Raw genomic sequence first — 22994 nt, 5'->3', positions numbered from 1 at the left:
CCCCTGCACTGCCAGTGCATACCTCTGCCCTATTTTCCCAGGTGGCGGCGCCCGCGAGAGGGCAGACCTCTGCACTACGGTGGGCGGCCGTCCCTCCGCCCACGAACAGGACCGGCACGGACGAAGCGAGGAGGAACACGCGCCCATGAGGCTGCGCACAGCATGTCCGACGACACCACGCGCCTGGACCGTGGAACTGCGCCCGCACGCCGGTGGGCTTGCTCTCGTATGCCGGCAATGCCCGCAAGCCAGCGGGCAGATCACCGCAGCCGCCGCACGCGCAGCCGCCCTCGCCCACCTCGCACGGCACGCACGCGGCAACCTCCTCCCCTCGCACCTACGGATCTGCCAATGTCATGAACGCGGCTGCCACTGGCACCCCCGCCACCGCGGCTGCGCCGGCCCAATCCGCCTCCTCCTCGCACGCGGACACGGCGGACGACTATGGCGGCTCGCCGACGCCTGCAGCGCCTGCGCCGCAGCGACAGCACAGGCCGCCGTAGTGCCCGACACCGTCCTCGCCCGCCTACCGCTGCACCCGACAGCCGCCCGGCGGCACAGACGCCGCCCCAAGGGGCCCGGCGAACAGACCCGGGTACGTGAAATCCTCAGCTACCTGGCCGCCGCGCTTCCAGCGGACACTTCGCCTGCCGCGCGTTTGCTCGCGCTGCAGTGCGCCCTCCGCGTGAACACCACAATGCACGTCCGGCTGCCCAAAGGGGTGCTGCGCAGCCTCCGCCTCAACGCCGTCCAGGACCCATGGCGCGAGCTGGAGCGCGCGCGATGGCTGCGCATCATCCCCGCGACCGGGGCCAACGAGGTCGTTGCCGAACTGCTTGACGCCGCGCTGCTTGGCCAAGCCCCGGCCCGCCCCGACCGGATGCGTGCCGCGGACTGGGCACTGCGCGCCAGCTCCTCCTCGACCGCAAGGGCAATCGGACCGTTGCCGCAGCTGGCGAGCGCCTACCTCGCGGCGCACGCCGATCCGCAAGACGGCAGCGGTCTGGGCGAGCTCGACCAGATGGCGCGCGCCTGTGGCGTCCCGCTCACGGAGCTGCCCACCCTGCTCGACCAACTGGCAGCCACCGGGCTGCTCAGGTCATGGCAGGCCTGCCCAGACTCGGGAGACCTGCACTGGACCCTGGCGTACGGATGGTGAATCCACGACACCAGCCACCAGCACGGAGACAGCCGGTCCAGGTGATGCAGACGGTGACCCGTCTCAGCGAAGTTTGAGCATTCTCCGAAGTCTGACTGGCATGACGGCTGCAGCTCTGCAGCTGATTCAGCCGGTGGAGCTCTCCGGCGGGGGCCACGGACCCTCGAAGGCCGGCCCGCAGTCGTGGGGCAGGTGGGCCACTACCAACGCGGCCGCCTCCCGTGGTGTGAGTACCTCGCCCAAGACGCCCGTGTACTGCGGGGCGTAAACCGTGTACGACTGGGTGCCGCTCGCGATGAACGGCAGGTCGTTGCTTCACGGGAACTGGGTGTTCCTGTGGAAATGGAGGGCCCCGTGGCTCGGAAACGGGAACAGGACCCGCAACCGCGGCTCGGCGTAGGCGGCCTCTATGACCACGAGATCTCCCCGTCGCGCCGTGGGATGTCCCTCCAGCATCAGCCGCCAGGTCTTCTCGACAACCGTCTCCTCGGTCATCCCGCGATCATGACGTCCGTACTCAGCCAGGACAACCCGCTCCACCTCGATGGTCAAACCTCGAGGAGACAGACCCCAGTCGGTCCGACTTCACTGAGGCTCGCCAAAGTTCGCTGAGGCAGGTCATGCGGGCTTCAAGCGGCTTACGGCGAGTCACTCGCCAAAAGGCCCCGCACGCTGTTCGTACGCCATTAGTACGCAAAACATGCGCTTCAGACTATGGTTGAGGCACAGGAGGTGTTCCATGCCCGAGTTGTTCGACCGGGTCGACGCGCTGATCGCGTCCCGTGCCGTGCTTCCGCCACCGGCGGAGCGCAAGCGGCTGCGTCAGGCCCACGGCTTCACACTGGACGAAGTGGCTGAGGCTCTGCAGGTGCGTCGGGCGACCGTCAGTGCCTGGGAGTCAGGTAAGACGGAGCCCCGGCCCCCCGAGCGTGACGCGTACGCACGCCTGCTCAGCAAGCTCGTGGAGCTCTACCCTGCCGATCCCAGCGCCACAACCCCGGTACACGACACGGCCGCTCCCGCGACGTCCGCAAGCACCCCCGCCCCCGCTCCGGAAGCGCGGACTCTGCCCACAGCCCCGGCCTCCGAGGCTGCGACCATGGCTGCTTCCGAAAACACCGAACCCCGCCCCACCGCCACCACCGCTGCTTCGGCCGCCGCGTCACGTCCGCCGCGCATCACCAGACCGTCGTCGGCGTCACGCCGCCCGGCCGCACGGAAGGCCGCCCCGGAGAACACTCCCGCCAATGCCGATCCGCGCTTCGCCAACGGTCCGCTTGCGGTCGTCGATGTCGACGACGACGGCCACGTGCTGGCGTATTGTGTCGGTGGCCTGGTCCTGGACGTGCCCGCCAAGTCCGTCCCGGCCCTGGTCGACTGGACCCTGAAGGAGGCCAGGCTCGGGCAGCCAAAGCTGTCCGGGCCGGGCAAAGACGGCGACCCGCTGATCGTGCTCACCGAGGCCGCGCTGGAGCGCTACGGCCTGCCGGTCGCCCTCACCGATGAGGAGAAGCTCGCCGGACGGATCCCGGAGAGCCACAAGGTCATCAAGCAGCTGGCCCGCGCCGACTGGAAGCTCACGAAAAGGGGCTTCGGGCCTTGGGCGAGGATCTACCGCCCGGCGCAGGGCTCAGAACGCAACTGCGTGCAGCTGTGCATCCCGTCCTGGCACGCGCTCGACTCCCGCCACTGGGGCGAGGCTGCCCAGCTCCCGGCGGCGGAACTCGCCCGGCTCCTGGGCGTGTACACGTCGAGGGTGATGACGCCGCGCGGCTCCACCGCCGTGACCGGCCTGGAGCTGATGACCGCGCTGCACCCACCGACCTACGCCGTGCGCGACGAAGCCACCGGCGGCTTCCGGAAGGCGGACAGCAAGAACCCCGGCTCACTGGGTGAGCATTCGGTGGACTGCGCGCCCTGCGAGGCCCCGGACGGGCACCCGCTCCTCAATGGCCTCCCGCGCTTCCACGTCCGGGGACCGGCGGAGAAGCTGCTCGAGGAGGCGTACGACTGGGCGCGCCCGCTCACCGACGACGAATGCATGCGCCGCAACCTCGTCGGCATCGACGTCAACATGGCCTTCGCCGCAGGCGCCAACGGGCTGATCGTCGGCCTCGGCGAGCCGACGCATGTCAAGCAGCCGGTGTTCGACCCGAAGCTCCCCGGAAGCTGGCTGGTCGACCTGTCCCACGTCGACCTGTCCCGCGTGAAGGTCGCCAAGGACAAGTGGACGGACCTGGACGCCGGCCTGCTGCCCAGCCCGTTCACGCCGAAGGGCGAGCGCCCCGAAGGACCGGCCTGGTACGCGACGCCGACGGTGGCGTACGCGGTGGAACTCGGCTACGACGTCGCGCCGCTCGAGGCATACGTGCGGTACGACAACGGCCGCTACCTCGACGCCTGGTACAACCGCCTGCGCGACGCCTACCTCGCCACGATGGCCGACCTCGGCGTCGACGCCGACCTGTCCCCAGCCGACTTCCTGGAAGCCATGGACGGCTACAAGGAGCGCGACCCGCAGCTGGCGATCGCCGTCTCGGCGATCAAGGCGACGGTCAAGGGCGGCCTCGGCAAGCTGCGCGAACGCCCCCGGGGCGAGGGCTGGAAGCCCGGGCAGCCATGGCGGGCGCTGTCCCGCCCGACGTGGCGGCCGGACATCCGTGCAGCGGTCATCTCCCGCACGCGGATCAACCTGCACCGGAAGATCGTCAAGCACGCGGCGTTCACCGGACAGTACCCGGTGGCGATCCTCTCCGACTGCGTCGTGTACGCGGCCAACGGCGACAGCCCGCTGGACTTCCTTCCCTACCGGGACGGCAAGCCGCTGCCCGGCGGCTTCAAGCTCGGCATCAACCCGGGCCTGGTCAAGCACGAGGGTACCCAGAGCGTGCTGTGGGGCGAAGAGGTCCGCGAGCGGTTCAACGCCCCGGAGCTCAACCTCGCCCGGTACATCAAGGACGGCACCGTCACCGACGTCGACAACGGAGAGTAGGAGAGAGCGACGATGACCCTGTTCGGGGACGGCCTGGACAAGGCGGTGCAGAAGGCGTTCACCCGCCCGGCCCCCAAACGCGCGGGTGCTCAGATGCGGTACCTGGTCAAGCAGCTCAAGGGCACCAAGGCGGTCGCCGAACTGCTTGCAATGTCCCAGCGCCAGGTGGAGCGGTACGTCAAGGACGAGGCCAAGAAGCCCCGCCCGCAGCTCGCCGCCCGCCTGGAGCGCGAGGTCAAGGCACGGTGGCAACCACAGATCCGCGCCCAGGCGCGGCAGAAGGCGGCGACCACCGGCGGCATCGTCATCGACACCCGCGCCCGGATCGGCTACAAAGCGCCGGTCGGCACCACTGACGAGGACCGGCTCCGTCACCTGACCGTGGCGCTGCCACCCCAGTACGCCGCCCGCTTCTTCGAGGCCCAGGAGCAGGGCGCCACCGACCAGCATCTGCAGGAGATCGCCGCCGAAGCGCTCAAGGAGGTGTACTTCCAAGACGGCGGCCGCCGCGCCGGCCAGCTGGAGGAGGTGCGCTTCACCGACATCATGCACCTGGAGTTCGAGCTGTAGGCGTCCCCGAACACTCCGCGCGCTCGGACCTGTGACTGAGTCTTGCGAGCTGTCTTGCTCAGCCGAATAGAGAGCCCGAACGCATATGCGAAATGCGTTGCTGCGAATGCGTGTTCGGTATCTTGTGCGGATGCGGCGCGTCTCCCATGAGGATCTGACTTGATTTCGGCTGATGCCGGCAAGTGAACTGTCGCTGATCCGTGGCGCTCCGGAGGGTTGGTCCTGTGGACCACGATCATGTCGAAAGCTTTCGTTTCCGCAGCTCAGATGGTTTCTTCTGGGATTTTTCCTCCTCGTGATAGGCGAGACGAAAACGTCCGTTCTCCCGCTTGAATCAGTGCCCCTGCAGTGGTGCGTGGGCACTGATTCAAGTCATTGACGAGTGGTCGAATCCCCTCGAATTCCCGGGTCTCGAGCGGGCGTTGTCAGTGGCGGCGTCTAGCTTTCACATACGGCTCGGTAAAGGGAAGCGGCGCCGGTTTTTGCCCGTCCACTTCGCCGAGACGCCATGGTGCCGTCGTCTGCAGGGGGAGATGGTGTTGCGTTCGCGGATGTGGTGGCAGGAGGTCGTACCGGGGGACTGGTACGTGTTCGGGACGCCCGAGGGCCTGGTGAAGGACCGCTATCTTGCGCTGCTGGCCGCCCTGGAGGAGTTGTCCACGCGGGGGCCGATGGCGACGTTGTCCGACATCACCGCCCAGCTGAAGAGGGTCGGCTATCACGATCCACTGCCGCAGGCTGAACTGCGCTCCCTGCTGGACCAGTTGATGGAGTGGCAGTTCGCCGAGCCGTTTCACGACTACGCGGCCCCGCTGCGCAGCCTGCAGGGTCTGTCGGCGCGTGAGGAGGCCTGGGCACTGACCCAGCGGGGACGCGGCATCGTGGCCGCAGTGCGCACCGCGGTTGTCGACGTGGTGCGTGCCCTGCAACTGCCCAGCCGTCTTCTGGAGGAGGTTCAGGACACGCTGCGGGCGATTCTCGATCACCTGAAAGATGACCACGGCCGGTTGCCGGGTGACCTGGAGGACGTACGTACCCGCATCGACGAACTGCAGCGGGTGACCGCCGACTTCTACGCGGCACTGGCGAAGATGGTCCAGTCTGACGTGACCGACAACGACGTGTTCGGCGAGAACCGCGACCGCGTTGTGGAGGCGCTGCGCCAGTTCCCCCGCGAATACGGGCGCGGCCTGCCACGAGTCGAGTCGGCGCTTGCCGAACTGCGTGCAGCCGGGTTTGCCCGCACCGCGGAGACCGCCGTCGCGCACGCCGGTCTCCTGGATGCTGCCGACCAGCAGCACTGGATCGACGAACGCGTCCGTCGCCTGACCGACCTGGAAGCATGGTTCGAACCGGGCGGCACGGTGCACCGCCTGATCGACTCGGCCAGCGGCGCCGTGCACACTCTGCTGGTCGCCATCGACCGCCGCTACATGGCCCGCCGGCGTGGCAGCGACCTGGGCGTCGATTTCAGAGCTCTCGCCTACAGCCTGTACCGCCAGATAGACGACACCGAGGCCCGCCGCGTATACGCGGCCGCCTTCGGGGACTGGCCCGCCTGGCACGCTGTCATCGGTGCCGCCGAGGAGGACGTCGCCCACGGCACCCCCGCCCATTCCGGCGCCGGCCGTCACCAGGTCGAGGTGACCTTGCGGGAACACGAGCGGCACGGGCGGACCACTGGGCGCCCCCGCAAAGTGCCCGACACCACCGCCGACCGGACCGCGGCCCACGCCCAGGCACAAGCAGCCGCACAGCGTCGCCGCCAACTGGCCGCACTGCTGGCCACCGACGGCGAAGTCGGCCTCGAATACCTTGGCCGACTGCCGTTCGAGGCGGCGCTGATTCTGCTCAACGCCGTCGAGGTCGCGCTCAACCAGTACCACCCGCAGGACGGCGTGGGGCGGGCCACCGTCGACGAGGCCGGCCTGGACGTCACCGTCAGGCCCGGCCGGCCCGACACCACCGTCACCGTCGAACTGGCCGAAGGACGCCTGTCCGGACCCGACCTTCGCCTGTCGGTCACCCCCCAGGACCACACATCCTCTCCCCGCCGCCCAGCCGAGCAGACGGCAGGGCCCAACTGGAGCGTGGCATGAACGACACCCTGCTGCTCGACGCGGACTTGCGCGCCAGCGCCCGCCTGCTCAACGCGACCGGCCGCCTCACCATCGAAGACGATCCCGAGCACTACCGGGTGGCCGTGCAGGGCCACCCGGCCCTGGCGGAGTTCTTCCGCACCGAACTGAACTGGACCCTGGAGGTCCACAAGGTCGCCGGTCTGATCCGCCTGCACAAACGCCGCCACGATGTGCCGGCCGACCGAGGCCCGAGGCTGGTGCGGGAGAAGCAGCCGCTGGCCGGCACCCTGGTAATGATCCTTATCTGCCTGGCCTGCGAACAGTTGTGGCGCCGCCCGCGCATGAGCGTGCGCGAACTCATGCAGGCCATCGCCCAGGTCTGTGCTGCCGACACGACCGACGGGCGCCTGCCTCGATTCCCGGTCGTCGCCACCGAGGACGTCAGGAAGAAAGAGGCGCGCCACAACCGCCAGAGCCTGGCCGACGCCCTGAAGATCCTCGTCGCGGAAGGCACCATCACCGTCGACGCCGACCTCGACCGCGCCCTGGCCGACGAGGACGGCGACCTCATCGTCACGGCCTCCCGGGACCGCCTCGCCACCAAATTCTCCTCACTGTCACCCACCCTCCTGCAACTCGACGGCGTGCCGCCGGACCAGCACGCCGCCGCCCTGTCCGCCGAATCCCTCCTGGACCACACAGCCCACACCGCAGGCGAAGCCCCCACGCTGGAGCAACGGCGCCTGAACGCCATCCGCCGCCTGGTCGACGACCCCGCCACCGACCCTCTCGACGACGACACCGACACCACCCCCTACCTGCACACGCTGACCGGACGCGAACGCGCCCTCAACGCCGTCGCCGCCCTCGGACTCACCGCCACCGTGCGCCGCGACTGGTGGCAGGTCACCGACCCCAGCGGCCAGTCCAGCAGCATCGACTTTCCCAACGGCCGCCGCACCGAACGCCAGGCAGCCCTCGCCCTGTTGGCCACCCTCCCCGGGCGCGAGGACCCCACCGCACCGCTGACCCTCACCGACATCGCGGACCTGTTCCTCCAACTCCGCGCCAACCAGCCCCGCTGGGCGGCCACCTACGAACGCATGCCCGCACTGGCCAGCGCCGCGGCCGCCGAACTGACCAGCGTCGGCCTGCTCACCCCCGACCCCGCCCTCCCCGATACCTGGCTGCCCACCCCCGGCGTGCACCTGTGGCGCATCCGCGTCCGCCAGCCCGCCCCGCCGCCCTCACCAGCCGCCACCCCGGACACCAGCCCGGCCATACCCCTGTTCCCGCCGCCCGAGACCACCCAGAAGGCCACCAGCCCCGATGCCGCGCGCCAGGCTCGCCGAGGAGACGACGGATGAATCCCACCGAGCACCCCACCACACACCTGAGCCTGACACGCGACGAGCCGATCATTGGCACCCCCACCGCCGAAGGCCGCTGGCAGCCCACACGCGCCGGCATCGTCAACTCCTGGGCCTGGGCCAGCGAACAGCTGTACTTCTCCGACGGCTGGCTCGCCCTGGTCGGCCCCAACGGCTCCGGCAAGTCCCTGACCGCCTCCATGCTGATCACCGTCCTGCTGGACGCCGACACCTCCCAGACCGCCCTGTCGGTGTCAGGCAAGGCCGCAGGCACCCTCACCAGCCGCCACACCGACTTCAACGACCGCGAAGACCGCACCGGCATGTGGTGGCTCGAGTACGGCCTGCACGATCCGGCCGACGGCAGCACCCGCTACATGACCACCGGCCTGTGGTTGCGGGCCACCGCAGGCCACCTGCACCGCGCCTTCTTCCTCGCTCCGGGCCGAGTGGGCAGCGATTTGACGCTGGAACAGGAACGCGAGCCCGTCGCGCTGGACGCACTCGCCGGACAACTGGCCGCCTGCCAGGGCGAGATGTTCACCGACTCCAAAACCCTGCGCGGCTCCCTGAAACAACTCACCGCCCAGGACGAGCGTTCCTACCGCCACACCGTGCGCACCCGGCTGTTCGCCCCACTCAACGAGGTCCAGTTCGAGGCACTGCTCGCCGTCCTGCGCTCCCTGCGCAGCGTGCGCACAGCCGAAGCCATTTCTCCCACCCGGATGCGGCAGGTCCTCACCGACGCCCTGCCCGCCCTCGACACCGACAACCTCACCCAGGTCGCCGAGGCGATGGAACGCATCTCCGAACTCGAAAACAAGCTGGAGCGCACCCGGCAGGAAGCCAAACTCCTGGAGAGCACCGACCGCAGCTACCGCCGCTACCTGCACACCGTGGCCCAGGTGGAAGCCGCCGCCCTGACCGCAGCCAACACCGAGTTCGACGACCATGCCCGCAGCCTCAAGAAGGCCACCGACCAGCTGACCACCGCCCGGCAGGCATCCCAGGACGCGGCGCAGGAGCACGCCCGTGCACAGAGCGACATCTCCCGCACCCGGGGGCAACTGTCCGCGGACGAAGCACTGCTGAGCGAACACGCCGGGGCCGAACTGCCCCACCACGAGGACCGTGCCCGCGAACTCGCCGCCCAGGCCGAAGCCGCCGCCCAGCGCGCGCAAACGGCCGGCACCGACGCCGGCGAGGCTGACCGCAAGGCCGCCGACAGCCGAAACGACGCCCGGGCCGCCCAGACCCAACTCACCCACATCTCCGGAGACCTGCGCACCACCGCCAGCACGCTGGGAGCGCATGCCGCGTGCGAACAGCTCGTGGCGACAACCGAAACGCTCACGCAAGCCCGCACCGCTGCCGACACCGCGCTGGACACGGCCTGGTTGTGCAGCCATCCGCTGGCCTGGGCGGAAGACCACCAGCGCCAGATCCAGGCCGTCGACCGGGCCTTGCAGACCTACCAGCACATGCAGGACAACCAGCGCACCGCCACAGACGAACAGCGTGCCGCTGAGGATGCAGAACACGCACGCCGTGAGGCGGCCTTCCAGGCCACCAGCGACCGCCGGCACGCGGAGGAGGAACTCTCTGCCCGCCTCGACGCCTGGCAGCAGGCGGCGCCGCTGCTCGGACCGCTGCCGCCGCACCTGAGCGAACCCGTGGAGGCCGAGGAACGCACCGACACCCGCCAGCTCACCGCCTGGCTCGCGTCCACCTCCGCTGCCGCCCGCACCCGCATCGACCTGGCCGGGCACCAGCAGCAAGCGGCCGCCGACGCCGCCCTCGCCCACGTCGCAGCCCGCACCGCAGGCCAGGCCTGCACCGACCACGCCGCAGCCAAAGAGACCGCAGACGAGGCCGGCGCCGCACACGAAGCCGCCGTGCAGCAGGGACGCGTCGAGACGGAAGCCGACGAGGACCGCCGTACCCAGGCACGCCGAGCCCACCAGCAGACCTGTAGCGATGCCCAGGCAGCGCTCGAGGCAGCCGAACAGGCCCACGCCGAGGCCGACGCGGCAGCCCTTCAGGCGGTTCGCGACTGGCTGGGCCGGGTGCACGGATGGCGCGACGGCCTCACCCATCTGTCCGCCGCCGACCTTCCCCTGCCGCAGGTGACCGCACCGACAGCCGACCTGCACGCGCTGCGGCCCGCCGACCTCACCCTGGCGGTGGTGCGTGCACACGCCCAGGCCACACCGCACCTGCAACGCCAGGCCGAACAAGCGGCCCAGCAGGTCCAGGCCGCGACCGAAACCGTCACCGCCGTCACCGAAGCATTGCACCAGGCACAGCAGGCCGCCCCCATCCCGGCACCTCCGGCCTGGCGCACCCGCACCGAGGGGGACGGCGTCCCGCTGTGGGCGCTCGTCGACTTCGCCCCCGGCCTGAGCGCCGCCGATGCCGACCGCATCGAAGGCGCCCTCCTCGTTTCAGGCCTTCTGGACGCCCTGGTCACTCCGGACGGCCGGGTGTGCGACGGCGATCTCACCTTCACCCCCACCACCCCCGCCCAGGGACGCACCCTGGCCAACCTGCTGGTCGTCGAGGACACCCCAGCCATCGACACCACCCGCGTACGCGAGATCCTCGCCGCCATCCCGCTGGACGCCCCCGGCAGCGACCCGGCAACCGGCCGGCTGGCCCACGGCGTCCTCACCGCCAGCGCCCCAGCCGGATACCGGGCCGCCTTCATCGGCCGCACCACCCGGGAGAGGACACGCCAACAGCGTGTCAGGCGCCTCGAAGCCGACTTGGCCGCCGCCCACCGCACCCTCCAAGAGGCCGAAGGACACCTGGCGCGCCGCCACCAGGACATCGCCGAAGCCGCTGCGGAACGCGACAGCCTGCCGCCCGCCGACCGTGTCGACGACGCCCGCGGCCAGGCCGGCGACCGGCGCGCGGCCGCCGAAGCCGCCCAGCACAGCACCACCGTGGCGCTGACGGAAGCCGACCGGGCTCTGGAACGCATCCTGGCCGAACTTAAGGCAGCCGCAGCCACCCGTGCCGCCGCCGTCGCCACCGCTGCCCTCACCCACGAACACGCCCGGCACAGTGAGGCCCGCGCCGCCGAAGCCGCCCAGGCCGCCGCAGATGCCGCAGCCGAGCAGGAGGCTGCCGCCCAGGCCAGCGCAGACGCACGGGCCCGCGCCGCAGCGGACCAGCAGGCCGCCGACGCCGAACACGAAAACTTCCCGCACCAGCAGATTGAAGCCGTCGAGGCAGCGCACACGGCGGAGAACGCAGCCGAGCAGGACCTGAACCGAGCACGCGCCGAAGCCGTCAAGGCCGTAGCCCGCCACGAGGACGCCTCCAAAGCCGTCAGTGAGGCACTGCGCGTACTCAACCGCACAGCAGCCCTCCCCACAGGCGACATGCTCCGCACCGAACCAGACCATCTCGACGCCCGCCGGGAAACGGTCGCCCAACTCGTGGGCCACATCCAGGCCTGGGCTCCGGCCGCCCAGCGGGTCGCCGAACTGCTCGCACGGGCCGACAGCGACCACCAGGAGGCCGCCGAGCGCCGCACACGTCACACTCACGCCGAACAGGAAGCCGCCCACGCCCAGCGACGCGCCGAGGAGGAAGCCGCAACGGTTGCCGAAATGCGCGCTCTGCACGGCGCCCAGTACCAAGAGCTCCTGGCCCACCGGGACGCCACCGCCGAGAGACTACGGCAGGCCGAAGAACGTGCCGAGCAGTGCCGCATCCGCCAGCAGGAAGCCGACGGGCAAGCCATCGCCGCCGAGGCCACCCTGACGATGATCGCCCCGCAGCGGGAAGCCGCCGAGAAGAACCGCGACGCCTGCACCGCCCGCCTCGCCCGCCTGGCCGAGGAGCGTCTTGCCGTCGTCCCCGACGACCTGCCCACCACCGGCCCCGGCCGCCCCGCCAACCTCACCGCAGGCCTGGCCTGGGCCAGGCGCCTGCTGGCCGACGCCCCCGGCGCCACCGACCGCCGCACCGTCCTGGAACGCCAGCGCGACCGCGACCTGGCCCTGCTGGAAACCGCCGCCCGCAAGGCCAGCACCGACCTGGCCGGCTTCGACCGGCAGGTCACGCTGGTGGGCATCGAAGACACCCCCTGGCGGCGTGCCGTCGTCGCCGACCCCGCCGCGGTGCGAGGCCAAGACGTCCCCACCACCGTCCAGGACCTCAAAGCCACCGCCGCCCAGCTCGAGGACGACCTGCGCGCCGACATCAAGCAGGTCCTCAAGACAAGCCTGTTCACCCGCCTCCAGCGCGACATCCAGCTGCGCCGGCAAGCAGCCGCCGAACTCGTCGCTCAGATCCACGACACCCTCAAAGACGTCCGCACGGGCGTGGCCCACGTCGGCGTCCAGGTCGAATGGGACGTCCGCGAGACCCCCGAGGCCCAGCGCATGGTGGACCTCATCGGCAAGCCGCCCTCCGACGACACCTTCGAGCAGATGTACGACGCGCTGCGCCAGCGCATGAACGAAAAGGCCGGCGAGCCCTGGGCCGAACGCGTCGCCCACACCTTCGACTACCGCAGCTGGTACGACTGGACCATCTCCGTCACCCACGCCTCCTTCGAGGCCGCCGGCAAGGAGAAGTTCCGCGAAATCACCGCCCGCTCCAACCCGCTGGAAGCCCTCTCCACCGGTGAGAGGCGCCTGGCCACCATGCTGCCCCTGCTGGCGGCCGCCTGGTCGATGTACTCCACCCCCGGCTACGCTGGCCCCCGCCTGCTGTCCGTTGACGAGATCGACGCAGCCTTCGACGAACGCAACCTGCGCCAGGTCCTGGCCCTGCTGCGCTCCTGGAACTTCGACGTCCTGGCCACCGCCCCGTTCATGACCCCCTTGATCAAACGAGAGACCCAGCGCGCCATGGTCCACGAGGTCGTCACCGCCGGCCGGCGCCGCATCACGGTCCCCTGGCTGTGGCACGGCCACGGCGAACCCCAGCCCCTCACCCTCGACGTGACGGCTGCCCAGCCCCAGGACACCCCATGACCGCCGACCACGCGCTCCTCGCCGCCGATGCGGAACTCGCCCCGCTGTGGCAGGCCATCCACGACCGCCTGAGCGCCGGCAGCACTCCGGCCGACATCGCCACCGTCACTGTGCCCGGCCTGACGCCGGGCGCGGTGGCCGCCCTGAAGGCATGGCTCGACACATCCGCCCAGCGCCGACGAGGCCGCACGCGTGTCCCCCACACCGACCGCGGCGTCAAAGTGCCGCTACCCCCGCTCATGGACGCCCTCGGCCTCACCCCGGACACCCTGCAGTCCCTGGTCGAGGACGCCGTGGGCCGCGCAGTCGTCAATCGCCGGCACGACCGCATCGCCACCGCCGAACTGCGCCAAGAACTGGTCCGCTATGCCCAGGAGCAGCTGCCGCACCTGCCCCGGCTACGGGCCCGGCTCACCTCAGGAGCCGCCGAGGAAACCGTTCCCGAGCTGCGCCGTCTCATCGACGCCCTCGCCTCCCTCACCCGCCGCCTTCCCCACACGCCACCCCGCGCCCTGGCCAAACTCGCCCACGACCACGCAGGCGACCCGCACTACTTCGATCCCGTAACCGGGCCCGGGCAGCGCCTCATTACCGCTCTTGCCGAGCTCGCAGGCCGCCCGGAACCCACCCGCCCCGACCACATACGCGCCCTGCTGGCCAGCCACGGCATCATCGCCGACCGGCTTTCCGCCACCGTCCTGCTCCACCAGGTCAGAGCTCTCGGCGACGGCCCCATCGACCGCCGTCTCAACGAGGCCACCACCCCCGTCGCCCTCAACCTCCTTGATCTCACCCGCACTCCGCCCCGGCTGGCTCCGCATCCGCTGACCGTCGTCGAGAACCCCTCTGTCCTCGAGGCCGCGATGGAGTGCGCCAGCCCCCAGTCCATGGCCTGCACCAGCGGCCAGCTCCGGGCCGTCGACCACGCCCTCCTCCAACTGGCAGTCGACCAGGGCGTTCCCCTGCGTTACGCAGGAGACCTGGATGCCGCAGGCCTGCACATTGCCGCCACGGTGCAGCAGACCTACGGAGCGGTGCTTGTCGCCATGGACACCGCACTCGTGCGTGCAGCAGGCGACTGGCCGTCCGTCATCCCGCTCGGCCCTCTCCCGAGCAGTTGTGATCCCGAGCTGGCCTCCCAGCTGCAGGTAACAGGGCACGTCCTCTACCAGGAACACGACGCCGTCCTCGCCCGCCTCCTCGGCCCGGCATCCACACGACGGGAAACTTTGCACCCTGCTCCACGACAGGCGGGGGAGTGAGCCCGGTAATGACGCAGATACCGGCTTACGAGTTGGTGCGTGATAGCGGGTGAGGCGTCGTTCCTGGCCAGTGGCATGATCCGGGTGTGGCGATCATGGTCAATCGGGCGGTGTTGGCGCATCCGCTGTTCACGGGGATCTCTCGACGGCATCTCGCGCTCCTCGTCGAGGAGTTGGCGGTGCCGTGGCAAGCCGGGGTCGAGGGTCGTCGCCATGCTGCACGAGGTGGGGCCAGGAAGCGGGCCGCAGGAGCTGGCGCCCGTCACCAGCTGGTCTTCGTCGACCGGCTGGTGGCCACGCTGATCCATCTGCGGCACGACCTGCCGCACTCGGTGCTGGGCCTGCTGTTCGGCATCGACCGCTCTACCATCACCCGTGCGATCGCCGAGATACGGACGCTCCTGGCCGAGCGGGGATGCGCGGTCCCCGACCGTCCCGGTCTGCGATTACGGACTCTGGCCGACGTGTTCGCCTATGCCCAGGCCGAAGGCGTCGAGCTGCGGCTGGACGCCACCGAGATCCAGGTCCGCCGGCCTCCGGCCGGCCGCGGCGGACGGCGCGCATTCGTTTCCGGGAAGAAGAAACAGAACACCATGAAGGCCACCGTCATCGCCGACTGGCGCGGCCGCACCTTATGGACCGACACCATGCGGCCTGGTCGTATGCACGATGCCACGGCTGCCCGCAACGAAGGCATCGACGTCTGCTTCCAGCACTTCCCCGACGTTGAGGTCCTCCTGGACGACGGCTACCTCGGCCTGAGCCGCGACCACCGCGGGCAAGCGATCACACCGCCAAGAAAACCACGGCCCGGAGCACTGCCCGGCAGAGTCGAACAGTGGGAACGCGACCGCCACGGGCACTCATCCGACCGCATCACCGTCGAGCACGCCCTTGCCGATCACAAGCGGTGGAAGCAACTGACGCGCTGGACCCACCGTCGCGACCGCCTTCCCGACACCTACCGCGCCATCGCCAGCCTCGTCTCCGACCGCACCGCCACGACCTGAGAAGGGCCGTGAGCAGGACAAACACGCCTCACCCGCTATCACGCACCAACTCGTTACGCGTTATCGAAGACCACCGAGCGAAAACCTTCGGTGAACAGTGCCCCGTACTCCATCGCGGCGGGTACGTCGGCGGTGATGTCGGCCGGGTAGATCAGCCGGACGAAGGCGTACGTTCCGGGGTTCTTGGCGAGGTAGGTCTCGATGTCTCGCCAGAGCCGGCCTGCCGGTGCGAGGCGCCGGTTGGTGCCGGGCGTCTGCAGGAAGTAGTTCGGTCCTCCCTCCAGGCCTCCTTGAGCGTGAGACATCGCGTGTCCCTTGTCGAACCCCGATCGGCCCGGGTAGCCGCGGTGGTAGGAGTTGTCGCGGCTGTTGGGTGCCGTCTGTTTCGATATCCCGTGCACGAGCACAGTGCGTTCTGCCGCAAGGTCGAAGAGCACGTCGAAGGCTCCGTCGCTGAATGTGTAGAGCTGACTTTGGGCGACTGCCTGCTGATAGAGGTGAGTTGCGAGGTCTTCGACATCCCCGGCGAATCTGGCAACAGCCTGCGCGTCAGCCTCAACGGGCAGGTAGGGCACGTATGTTGCGGTGCTGGACCGTATCCCGGGCACGGCGGCCACCGCTTCGTCAATCCGCTGTGTGATCGGTGCCTGGGGACGACGGTTACGTTTCCTGGGCGTCATGGGATCCTCCCGTCAAGTCGCTGCTGTGTGTGAGGGAGTGGTTCAGGGGTGGCTCGGCGGGGCGAACGGGTTGGCCTTGCAGCTGCGGCTTTCTTCGCCGGGTTCACACACTTCGATGCGTGGCGAACTGACGGTCAGACCAGCCGGGTTGCAGGCGTCTTTGCCTGCGAGTGTGATGGTGACGGTTACCGGTGTCCGGCCGGGTATCGGCATGTCGACGTGCTGTCTGGCATGTTGCGATGTCAGCGTTCCCGACCGGGTCTGATCCTCACGCGTGCTGACCGTCCAAGGAACAGCTCCACAGGGGAGGTCCAGGCGCAGGTCGACGACCAGTCTTGCCCGGTCGTACTGCACGGTGTCCGGCACGAGAACGAGTTTTGCGTCGGCGGGCAGCCTCGAACCGGGAGGGATCATGGACGTCCATCCGAGATCAGTAAGGAACGGCCCGTACGATCCTTGTGAGTTGGGCGGGTTGACGGTTCGGTCGTTGTCGATCTGCAGGGGAATGGCCGTCGCGGGCTGCGGGGTGTGCTGAGGAGAACTGCCGGCCACTACGGCCACACTCAAGACGGCGGCCAGGGCGCCGGGGGTGAGAAAGCCCAGGCGGTCCAGAATGGCGTAGGACCAGATCATTCTCCGGGCCACGTGCAGATAGCGTCTGGCGACGTGCCGCAGGTCTCGGTCGGTCAGATTCATGGCCAGAAGCTGGGCATCCCAGATCTCGAGTTGGATCCCGTGCTTCTTCCGGGCCTCGGCGACGAGAGCGGCGCGCTGCCCTTTCGCCAGAGGTTCTATGGCGAAGTAGAAAACCCTTGTAACGGGCTCGCCCTGGGAGCAGATCGACGTGAGATCTTTCCTGATCTTTGCGGGAAGCCTGGCCCGCTGGAGGGTGCACGCCATCGCCGCGGGTTCGGCCGAGACCAGCGTATTGAACACTGAGGTCCGTCCCTGGTCCGGTGAGGCGGAACTGATGTCGCTCCAGTGGGTTTCCGCGTCTCTGCCCTGGTCGCCTCCGCTGCTCACCGGGCCGGTGGACGGCATCAGATTGCTGGCCAGTCGTTTCCGCGCCACGGCCAGGCACAAGTCCTCGAACTGGTGATGTGCGTTGTGCGATCCGAGCCGGGCCAGCTGGAACTCGATGTAGCGCTGCAGTTGGACAGGGTCCGTGAACACGAGGTCTCCGCCGAGCCGTACACGCGACAGGGAATGACACGCCTCGGCTTTCGGCGCGGCGCGTACCGGCCGAGAGACTATCGGCACCTCTGCCCGGCCCGGCTCTTTCCTGGCTGCTGAAATCCAGCCAGAATTCAGCAACTGTTACCGTGGGTTACGATCCTGTTCACCGAACACGCGCGTCAACGGCCGGGCCACCGGTACATTCAAACCGTCGAACATGCTCGCGAATTCGGGTGATGTCTGAATTTCGTCTGCGGGTCGCCAAGAGCCTGCATCACTGGATGCTCTCTCATCTCCCGCTTCGCGAGGACTGCGTTCCGCTACGATGAACATGGGGGTATCACGGGGTGTACTGAAGGTGGGTCGTGCAGTGTCCGGCTCACCTCTCTCGTCTCCGGCGCCCTCTGGGCAGCGTCGGAGCGAGGCGACAGCCTTCAGGGCAGCCGTTCATGTCGGCAGAGTGTCAAAGATTTTCACGTGGGGTGGGAATGACAATCGATTTCGGGGATCTGGTCGTCGATGAGGCGATCGTGCACTCGATTCCGCGGAAGCTGAAGGCCGACCTCACTCCCGTGAAGGTCAAGTTCAGTGAGGCCATCTGCAGCCTCGACGGAACGGTCCGCGGCGAACTCGAGCTGAAGTTCAAGGACGTACTGGTCAAGCTGGGCCGCGAAGTTGTCGTGGACGCGGAGTTCAAGTCGCAGCTGCCGGACCAGGTCAGAGCATTCCTGAAGGGTGAACGAGGCCTGGTGGAGGCCTCGAAGGAGATCGCCGAACTGCTGCTGGCCAGTCAGCCCACCAACAGCTCCGAGGGGCTGCTCCTGGTCTCCTCGGTAAGGCTGGGCGGCCACCGGGGCCTGCTCATGGTGAAACTGGAACCCGAGTCCGGGATGCAGGCCACCGCGATCACCACGGAAGGCGGTCTTCCCACCTTCAGCGTCGCGTACTTCGCGAACCTGCTCTTCACGGAGGCGTCCAGGGTCTACAAGCTCGCCCTGTTCACGGCCGACGGACTGAGCGAAGACAGCCTCGAGGGCTGGGCCGCCGACAAGCAGATGGCCGGCAAGAAGCTGGCCAAGTTCTTCCGCGAGGCGTTCCTGGGATGCCAGCTGAAGAACGAACCGCGCCAGCTCACGCTCCGCTTCCACGACGCCGTCGCTGACTGGATCAACTCCCAGATTCCAGACGCCGACACACGGATCGCCTACCTCATGGCCCTCCTCGTCGAGCTGCAAAGCCCCACCCCCGTGATCGACCCCTACGCCTTCACCAGGTCACGGCTGCAGCCCGGGCACCGGACCAGCCTCGAGAACTATCTCCGCGACAGCGAGGTCCCCGAGCAGGTCTTCGACAAGGACACGGAGCTGGTCGAAACCAAGCTCCGCAAGATGCGCGTGGCCTTCGACAACGGCGCCTTCCTGGTCGCCCCGATAGAGGCGGTGGACCACGGCTCCATCACCGTCGAAGACCTCGACGACGGCAGGACACGGCTGACCGTGACCGGCGTCATGACCGAGACACGCAGCTACGGACAGGGCAGGCCGAAGCAGCGCACCGCCCAGCCCAGCGACACCGTTCCGGCCGCCCGCAACCCCCAACTCCTTGACCGTGACGCTGACCGCTCATGACGCCTACCGCCGCTACCGCCAGGAGCGGCCCAGGATCGAAGAGGCCGTGGAGCTCACGGCTGCCTACATACGCCGCCGCGCGGCCCGCCGGCACCTGAGCTGCCAGGTGACCTGCCGGGCCAAAGAGGTCAGCAGCTTCATCAAGAAGGCCTACCGCAAGACCGAATACACCGACCCCTGGAAGCAGATCACCGACAAGGCCGGCATCCGCCTCGTCGTGCCCTACTCCAGCCTCCTCGACGAGGCCCTCGACCTGGTCACCGGCGACGGCTTCACCTGCATCCGGATCGAGGACGACCGCGAGAAGCCCGGCTTCGAAGACCGCCTTGAATATCCGCGCCTGCACGTTCAAATCCGCGCCCACGGGGAATGGTTGGACCCAGACGGGGCGCCGTATGAATGCGAGGTGCAGATCCGCACCGAGGCAGCGGACGTGTGGGCGCGCATGTCGCACGCGCTGATGTACAAGCCGGGGGCCACCACTGACATCCCGTCCGATGTCAGACGCTCGCTGTACCGTTTGATCGCCCTGGTGGAGTTGTACGACTCGGAGGTCGAACGGGGGGTGACAGCGTTGGCCGAACACCCTGACTTCAGCCGCAGCAACCGCCTCCTGGCCGAGGCCGAACGCATCTACCAGACCTTCAGCCAACACCCCTACGACCGGACCCTGTCCGAGGACGTCGTCGACGTCCTGGTCGACGCGATCGGGGACGAGCCCGGCTACGCAGATCAGCTGGTGGAGTTCGCCGAGCAGAACCGCGGCCGCATCGAGCGTGCCTACGAGCAGTTCGGACCGACCAGCGAACAATTCCTCGAACACGGCCGCTACCTCCTGGTCAGCCAGCCCGAGAGCCTGATCATTTTTGAGAGACTGGCCAACGCCCTGCACGACCTGCAGGAGACCTGGGAGGGAAACTTGGAGAACCGACTGCTGACGGACCTGGCCAGAATCTGGGGAGTGCGCTGGTGAGTTCAGCCCAGCCGGAAACGCCCGCCCTCGCAGCCGCCACCGCTATGTTCGTGGAAGTACTCGTCGTGGGCATCGGATTCGTCACCGGGCTCGCCCTGCTGGCCGCTGCGGCTGCCGGCCCGGAAACGACCGCCCGAGCCGCACCCGTAGCAGGGTCAACCCCCGCCGCAGGGGCAGGCCTTGCTGCTGCCTACGCTCTGGGCATCCTCATCGACCGGGCCGCCGACAAGGCCCTCGCGCCCGCCCGCCGACGCCTGCGACAGGCCTCGTTTCCCACGGACGGCGCATACGCCCGGGCCCGCCTGACGCTGGCAGAACAGCCCACACTCGTCGCGCTGGCCGACTACGCCCGCTCACGGATGAGGATCTGCCGCGGCTGGATCCTCAACACCGCCCTGCTCACCCTCGCCGGCGACCTCGCCCTCCTGCGCTACCACGTCGAGCACCGCACGCTGCTCCTGACGCTGACCACCGCCCTCGGCCTGGCCCTGACCGCGGGCTTCTACTTGTCCTGGCACACCATCACCGCCACCGGCTACCGCAAACTCGCCCAGCAGACCATGACGGTCACTACCCCAGCGGTTCCTGCGCAGGGGAACACGGCGCCGACCACGCCCGCGCCCCCCGGCTGAGCTGCTTTACTCGCAGCGACGACAGAAACCGGCGACGGACGACCCATGCCATGACCACCAGCCCCACCCCGCACGGCCCGCGAGCGAGCCTCTACCGGCACCAGGAAGAAGGACTGCGCCGCACGGCCAGACATCTGCGCCGGCCGGGCAGCCGCGCCCTGTACGTCTCGGCAACCGGCACGGGCAAGACCGTGGTCGCCTCGCGCCTCGCGGACGCCCTGGCCGCCCGCCTGGTGCTGTTCGTCGTGCCCACCCTGGACCTGGCAGCCCAGACCGCACTGGCCTGGAGAGCAGACGGCCGCAGCGAACACATGGTGATCGTGTCCTCCATGGACGCCTCCGGCCACGACTCCCTGGTCGCCGCCCACGTCACCTCGATGTCCCAGACCCGCACCCTGGCCCTGTTGATGGCGTCGGTCGGCCCCGGCAAGGACGAAATCCCGGCGCTCACCGTGATCTGCACCTACGACTCCCTCGACAAGATCGAAAACACGGTGCACAGCGCATTCACGGTGCCCGCCTTCGACCTGGCGGTCATGGACGAGGCCCACCGCATCGCCGGACGCACCGACAAGAAGTGGGCCGCCGTCAACGACGCGCACCGCATCCGCGCCGACCGACGCCTCTACATGACCGCCACACCACGGATCTTCGCAGCGCCCGACCTCGCCGAATCGGCCGCCCCCGCCCGTGCCGGCCGTCGCACCAGCACCGAACAGCCCGGTCTCGAGGCGCTGGCCAACAGCATGGACAACGAAGCCACCTACGGGAAAAAGGTCTTCGAATATCCCCTCGCCCAGGCCATCGCGGACGGCATGGCCGCGGACTACCGCATCGTGGTGCCCACCATCACCGACACCCAGCTACGCGAGCGCCTCAACCTTCCCGCCCTCAGTGGACAGCGCGCCAGCGCGCCCGGTACCGAGGACGCGCTGCGCACCACCGCCCTGCACCTGTCCGTCCTGCGCGCCATGCGCCAACACCAACTGCGCCGGATCCTGGTCTACTTCAACCTCGTCAGCGACGCCCGGCGCTTTAGCCGCGAACTCGACCACACCCTGCGCCTGCTGCGCAGGAACGCTCCCGACCTGTGCCCCGACACCCGCCCCGAGCTCCTCTTCGTACATGGCGAGCACACCCCCGAAGAACGCACCGGCATCTTTGCCCGCTTCGCCGCGGCCGACAGCGCGATCCTGGCCAACGCCCGCCTCATCGCCGAAGGCATCGACATCCCCAGCGTCGACGCGATCGTCTTCGCCGACCCCACCCGCAGCGTCGTCCGCTGCGTCCAGGCCCTGGGCCGTGCGCTGCGCCGTGACGTCTCCGGCAAGATCGCCAGTCTCGTCGTGCCCGTCTACATCCCGCCCCAGGCCGACCCCGAGGACATCCTCGGCACCCCGTACGAGCCGGTATGGGCCATCACCACCGCGCTGGCCAGCCATGACCACCGCATTCTCGAGCGCCTGCCCGACAAGACTCACCGTCTGTCCACCGAGACCAGCCAGCTCATCGAGCACCGCTGGCACTTCGACTTCACCGTCCGCCCCGAACGCATCGCCCGTGCCCTCGACCTGACCTCCTTCGACCCCCGCGACAGTACCTCTCGCTCCCGCCGTAAAGGCTTGGCCGCCGCCCAGGCCTTCCACGACACCCACGGCCACCTTGACGTCCCCTCCGACTACACCGACTCCTACGGCTACACCCTGGGCACCTTCATCACCACCATGCGCGACGCCCGTACCGCTAACCGCCTGGATACGGAATGGATCGCCGAACTCGATGCCCTGGACATGATCTGGGACAAGCACGATGCGGCCTGGCGCGCCCGGCTCACCGCCGCAGCCGACTACCACCGCGCCCATGGCCACCTCGCCGCACCAGCCACCACACCTACCGGAGCCTGGCTCGCCGAACAGCGCTCGCTTGCCACGCACGGCCAACTCGACCCCGCACGAGCCGCGGACCTCGCGGCTATCGACCCGGACTGGCTCCTGCCCCACGGCCCGGACTGGCACCGCAAATACCACCTACTGCGCGCCCACGTGGCTGCGGGAAACGACCCGCACGCACTCGACCGCACCACGGTGCTGGGGACCGTGAAGATCGGCAGCTGGCTACATCGCCAACTCAGCGGCTGGCACACCCTCGCCGGCCATCAAAAGCGCCTCCTGACCGACATCGGAGTGGACGCACAGAACCATCCGCTGACCGCAGCCCGTCGCCCCCGTCGCACCTTCGCCGAGAACGTGCAGATCCTCGAGTTCTTCCTGCACCGCGAGCGCCGTGCCCCTGCCGCTCGCGAGGAAATCACTGTCGACGGCGACCGGGTCAGAATCGGCTCCTGGCTGGCCAAAGCCCGTTCGGCACACCGCAGTGGTCAACTCTCTTCCGAGCGCGTCGCTTTGATCGCGCCGCTGTTCCACGGCGACTGGGCTGACGAGAGCGCCCCTCCCGCCGTACAGTCCTAGCC

Annotated in this window: 14 protein-coding genes and 1 pseudogene; 12 read left to right on the top strand and 3 right to left on the bottom strand. The window is 68.9% G+C overall.

Annotation, left to right across the window (positions count from 1 at the left end):
* Positions 1 to 502 precede the first annotated feature (502 nt).
* On the top strand, positions 503 to 1159 hold the full coding sequence (locus GSY65_RS33470; protein WP_236579626.1) for a hypothetical protein: 657 nt from the start codon (positions 503 to 505) through the stop codon (positions 1157 to 1159).
* 126 nt (positions 1160 to 1285) lie between these two features.
* On the opposite strand, the pseudogene GSY65_RS00130 reads toward GSY65_RS33470, so the two are convergent.
* A pseudogene (locus tag GSY65_RS00130) lies at positions 1286 to 1654 on the bottom strand (DUF6193 family natural product biosynthesis protein).
* Positions 1655 to 1898: 244 nt separating this feature from the next.
* Here GSY65_RS00130 and tap point away from each other — a divergent pair.
* From tap to GSY65_RS00095, 7 genes are all read left to right on the top strand, one after another.
* On the top strand, positions 1899 to 4151 hold the full coding sequence (gene tap / locus GSY65_RS00125; protein ID WP_159765090.1) for a telomere-associated protein Tap: 2253 nt from the start codon (positions 1899 to 1901) through the stop codon (positions 4149 to 4151).
* Positions 4152 to 4163: 12 nt separating this feature from the next.
* Positions 4164 to 4721, top strand: coding sequence for a telomere-protecting terminal protein Tpg (gene tpg / locus GSY65_RS00120; protein WP_159765088.1), 558 nt, complete (start codon positions 4164 to 4166; stop codon positions 4719 to 4721).
* Positions 4722 to 5203: 482 nt separating this feature from the next.
* Positions 5204 to 6820 carry a DUF2397 family protein gene (locus tag GSY65_RS00115; protein WP_201452417.1) on the top strand — a complete coding sequence of 539 codons (1617 nt, stop codon included), beginning with the start codon at positions 5204 to 5206 and terminating at the stop codon, positions 6818 to 6820.
* Positions 6817 to 8169 carry a DUF2398 family protein gene (locus GSY65_RS00110; protein WP_201452416.1) on the top strand — a complete coding sequence of 451 codons (1353 nt, stop codon included), beginning with the start codon at positions 6817 to 6819 and terminating at the stop codon, positions 8167 to 8169. Before GSY65_RS00115 ends, GSY65_RS00110 begins: the two co-directional genes overlap by 4 nt.
* Positions 8166 to 13163, top strand: a complete 4998-nt coding sequence (locus tag GSY65_RS34230) for an SbcC/MukB-like Walker B domain-containing protein (RefSeq protein ID WP_159765086.1) — start codon at positions 8166 to 8168, stop codon at positions 13161 to 13163. The genes GSY65_RS00110 and GSY65_RS34230 overlap by 4 nt, the downstream gene beginning before the upstream one ends.
* Entirely contained in the window at positions 13160 to 14425 is a 1266-nt protein-coding gene (locus GSY65_RS00100; RefSeq protein ID WP_159765084.1) for a TIGR02679 domain-containing protein, read from the top strand. Before GSY65_RS34230 ends, GSY65_RS00100 begins: the two co-directional genes overlap by 4 nt.
* Before the next feature lie 95 nt (positions 14426 to 14520).
* Positions 14521 to 15435: a transposase family protein gene (locus tag GSY65_RS00095; protein WP_201452751.1), complete on the top strand. Its 915-nt coding sequence runs from the start codon at positions 14521 to 14523 to the stop codon at positions 15433 to 15435.
* A gap of 53 nt (positions 15436 to 15488) precedes the next feature.
* On the opposite strand, the gene GSY65_RS00090 is transcribed toward GSY65_RS00095, so the two are convergent.
* Complete coding sequence (locus GSY65_RS00090; protein WP_159765082.1) at positions 15489 to 16115, bottom strand: hypothetical protein; 627 nt, start codon at positions 16113 to 16115, stop codon at positions 15489 to 15491.
* Positions 16116 to 16157: 42 nt separating this feature from the next.
* Entirely contained in the window at positions 16158 to 17288 is a 1131-nt protein-coding gene (locus tag GSY65_RS00085; RefSeq protein ID WP_159765080.1) for a hypothetical protein, read from the bottom strand.
* A 491-nt stretch (positions 17289 to 17779) separates the two neighbouring features.
* Between GSY65_RS00085 and GSY65_RS00080 the strand changes: the two genes are divergently transcribed.
* The 4 genes from GSY65_RS00080 to GSY65_RS00065 are packed head-to-tail and all read left to right on the top strand — an operon-like array spanning position 17780 to position 22992.
* Positions 17780 to 18919 carry a nucleoid-associated protein gene (locus tag GSY65_RS00080; protein ID WP_159765078.1) on the top strand — a complete coding sequence of 380 codons (1140 nt, stop codon included), beginning with the start codon at positions 17780 to 17782 and terminating at the stop codon, positions 18917 to 18919.
* Complete coding sequence (locus GSY65_RS00075) at positions 18900 to 19892, top strand: RelA/SpoT domain-containing protein (RefSeq protein WP_236580168.1); 993 nt, start codon at positions 18900 to 18902, stop codon at positions 19890 to 19892. The genes GSY65_RS00080 and GSY65_RS00075 overlap by 20 nt, the downstream gene beginning before the upstream one ends.
* Positions 19889 to 20524, top strand: a complete 636-nt coding sequence (locus tag GSY65_RS00070; protein WP_236579625.1) for a hypothetical protein — start codon at positions 19889 to 19891, stop codon at positions 20522 to 20524. Before GSY65_RS00075 ends, GSY65_RS00070 begins: the two co-directional genes overlap by 4 nt.
* 50 nt (positions 20525 to 20574) lie before the next feature.
* Positions 20575 to 22992: a DEAD/DEAH box helicase gene (locus GSY65_RS00065; protein WP_159765074.1), complete on the top strand. Its 2418-nt coding sequence runs from the start codon at positions 20575 to 20577 to the stop codon at positions 22990 to 22992.
* Positions 22993 to 22994: the final 2 nt, after the last annotated feature.

The organism is Streptomyces sp. HM190 (assembly GCF_009857135.1).
GTDB lineage: Bacteria > Actinomycetota > Actinomycetes > Streptomycetales > Streptomycetaceae > Streptomyces > Streptomyces heilongjiangensis.
Note: the sequence above shows the minus strand (reverse complement) of the source record. Positions and strands in the feature narration are given on the sequence as shown.

Excerpts from the sequence above, each read along its gene's own strand:
- tap (WP_159765090.1), top strand. The coding sequence starts at position 1,899 with ATGCCCGAGTTGTTCGACCGGGTCGACGCGCTGATCGCGTCCCGTGCC.
- tpg (WP_159765088.1), top strand. The coding sequence starts at position 4,164 with ATGACCCTGTTCGGGGACGGCCTGGACAAGGCGGTGCAGAAGGCGTTC.
- GSY65_RS00110 (WP_201452416.1), top strand. The coding sequence starts at position 6,817 with ATGAACGACACCCTGCTGCTCGACGCGGACTTGCGCGCCAGCGCCCGC.
- GSY65_RS34230 (WP_159765086.1), top strand. The coding sequence starts at position 8,166 with ATGAATCCCACCGAGCACCCCACCACACACCTGAGCCTGACACGCGAC.
- GSY65_RS00100 (WP_159765084.1), top strand. The coding sequence starts at position 13,160 with ATGACCGCCGACCACGCGCTCCTCGCCGCCGATGCGGAACTCGCCCCG.
- GSY65_RS00095 (WP_201452751.1), top strand. The coding sequence starts at position 14,521 with ATGGTCAATCGGGCGGTGTTGGCGCATCCGCTGTTCACGGGGATCTCT.
- GSY65_RS00090 (WP_159765082.1), bottom strand. The coding sequence starts at position 16,115 with ATGACGCCCAGGAAACGTAACCGTCGTCCCCAGGCACCGATCACACAG.
- GSY65_RS00080 (WP_159765078.1), top strand. The coding sequence starts at position 17,780 with ATGACAATCGATTTCGGGGATCTGGTCGTCGATGAGGCGATCGTGCAC.
- GSY65_RS00065 (WP_159765074.1), top strand. The coding sequence starts at position 20,575 with ATGACCACCAGCCCCACCCCGCACGGCCCGCGAGCGAGCCTCTACCGG.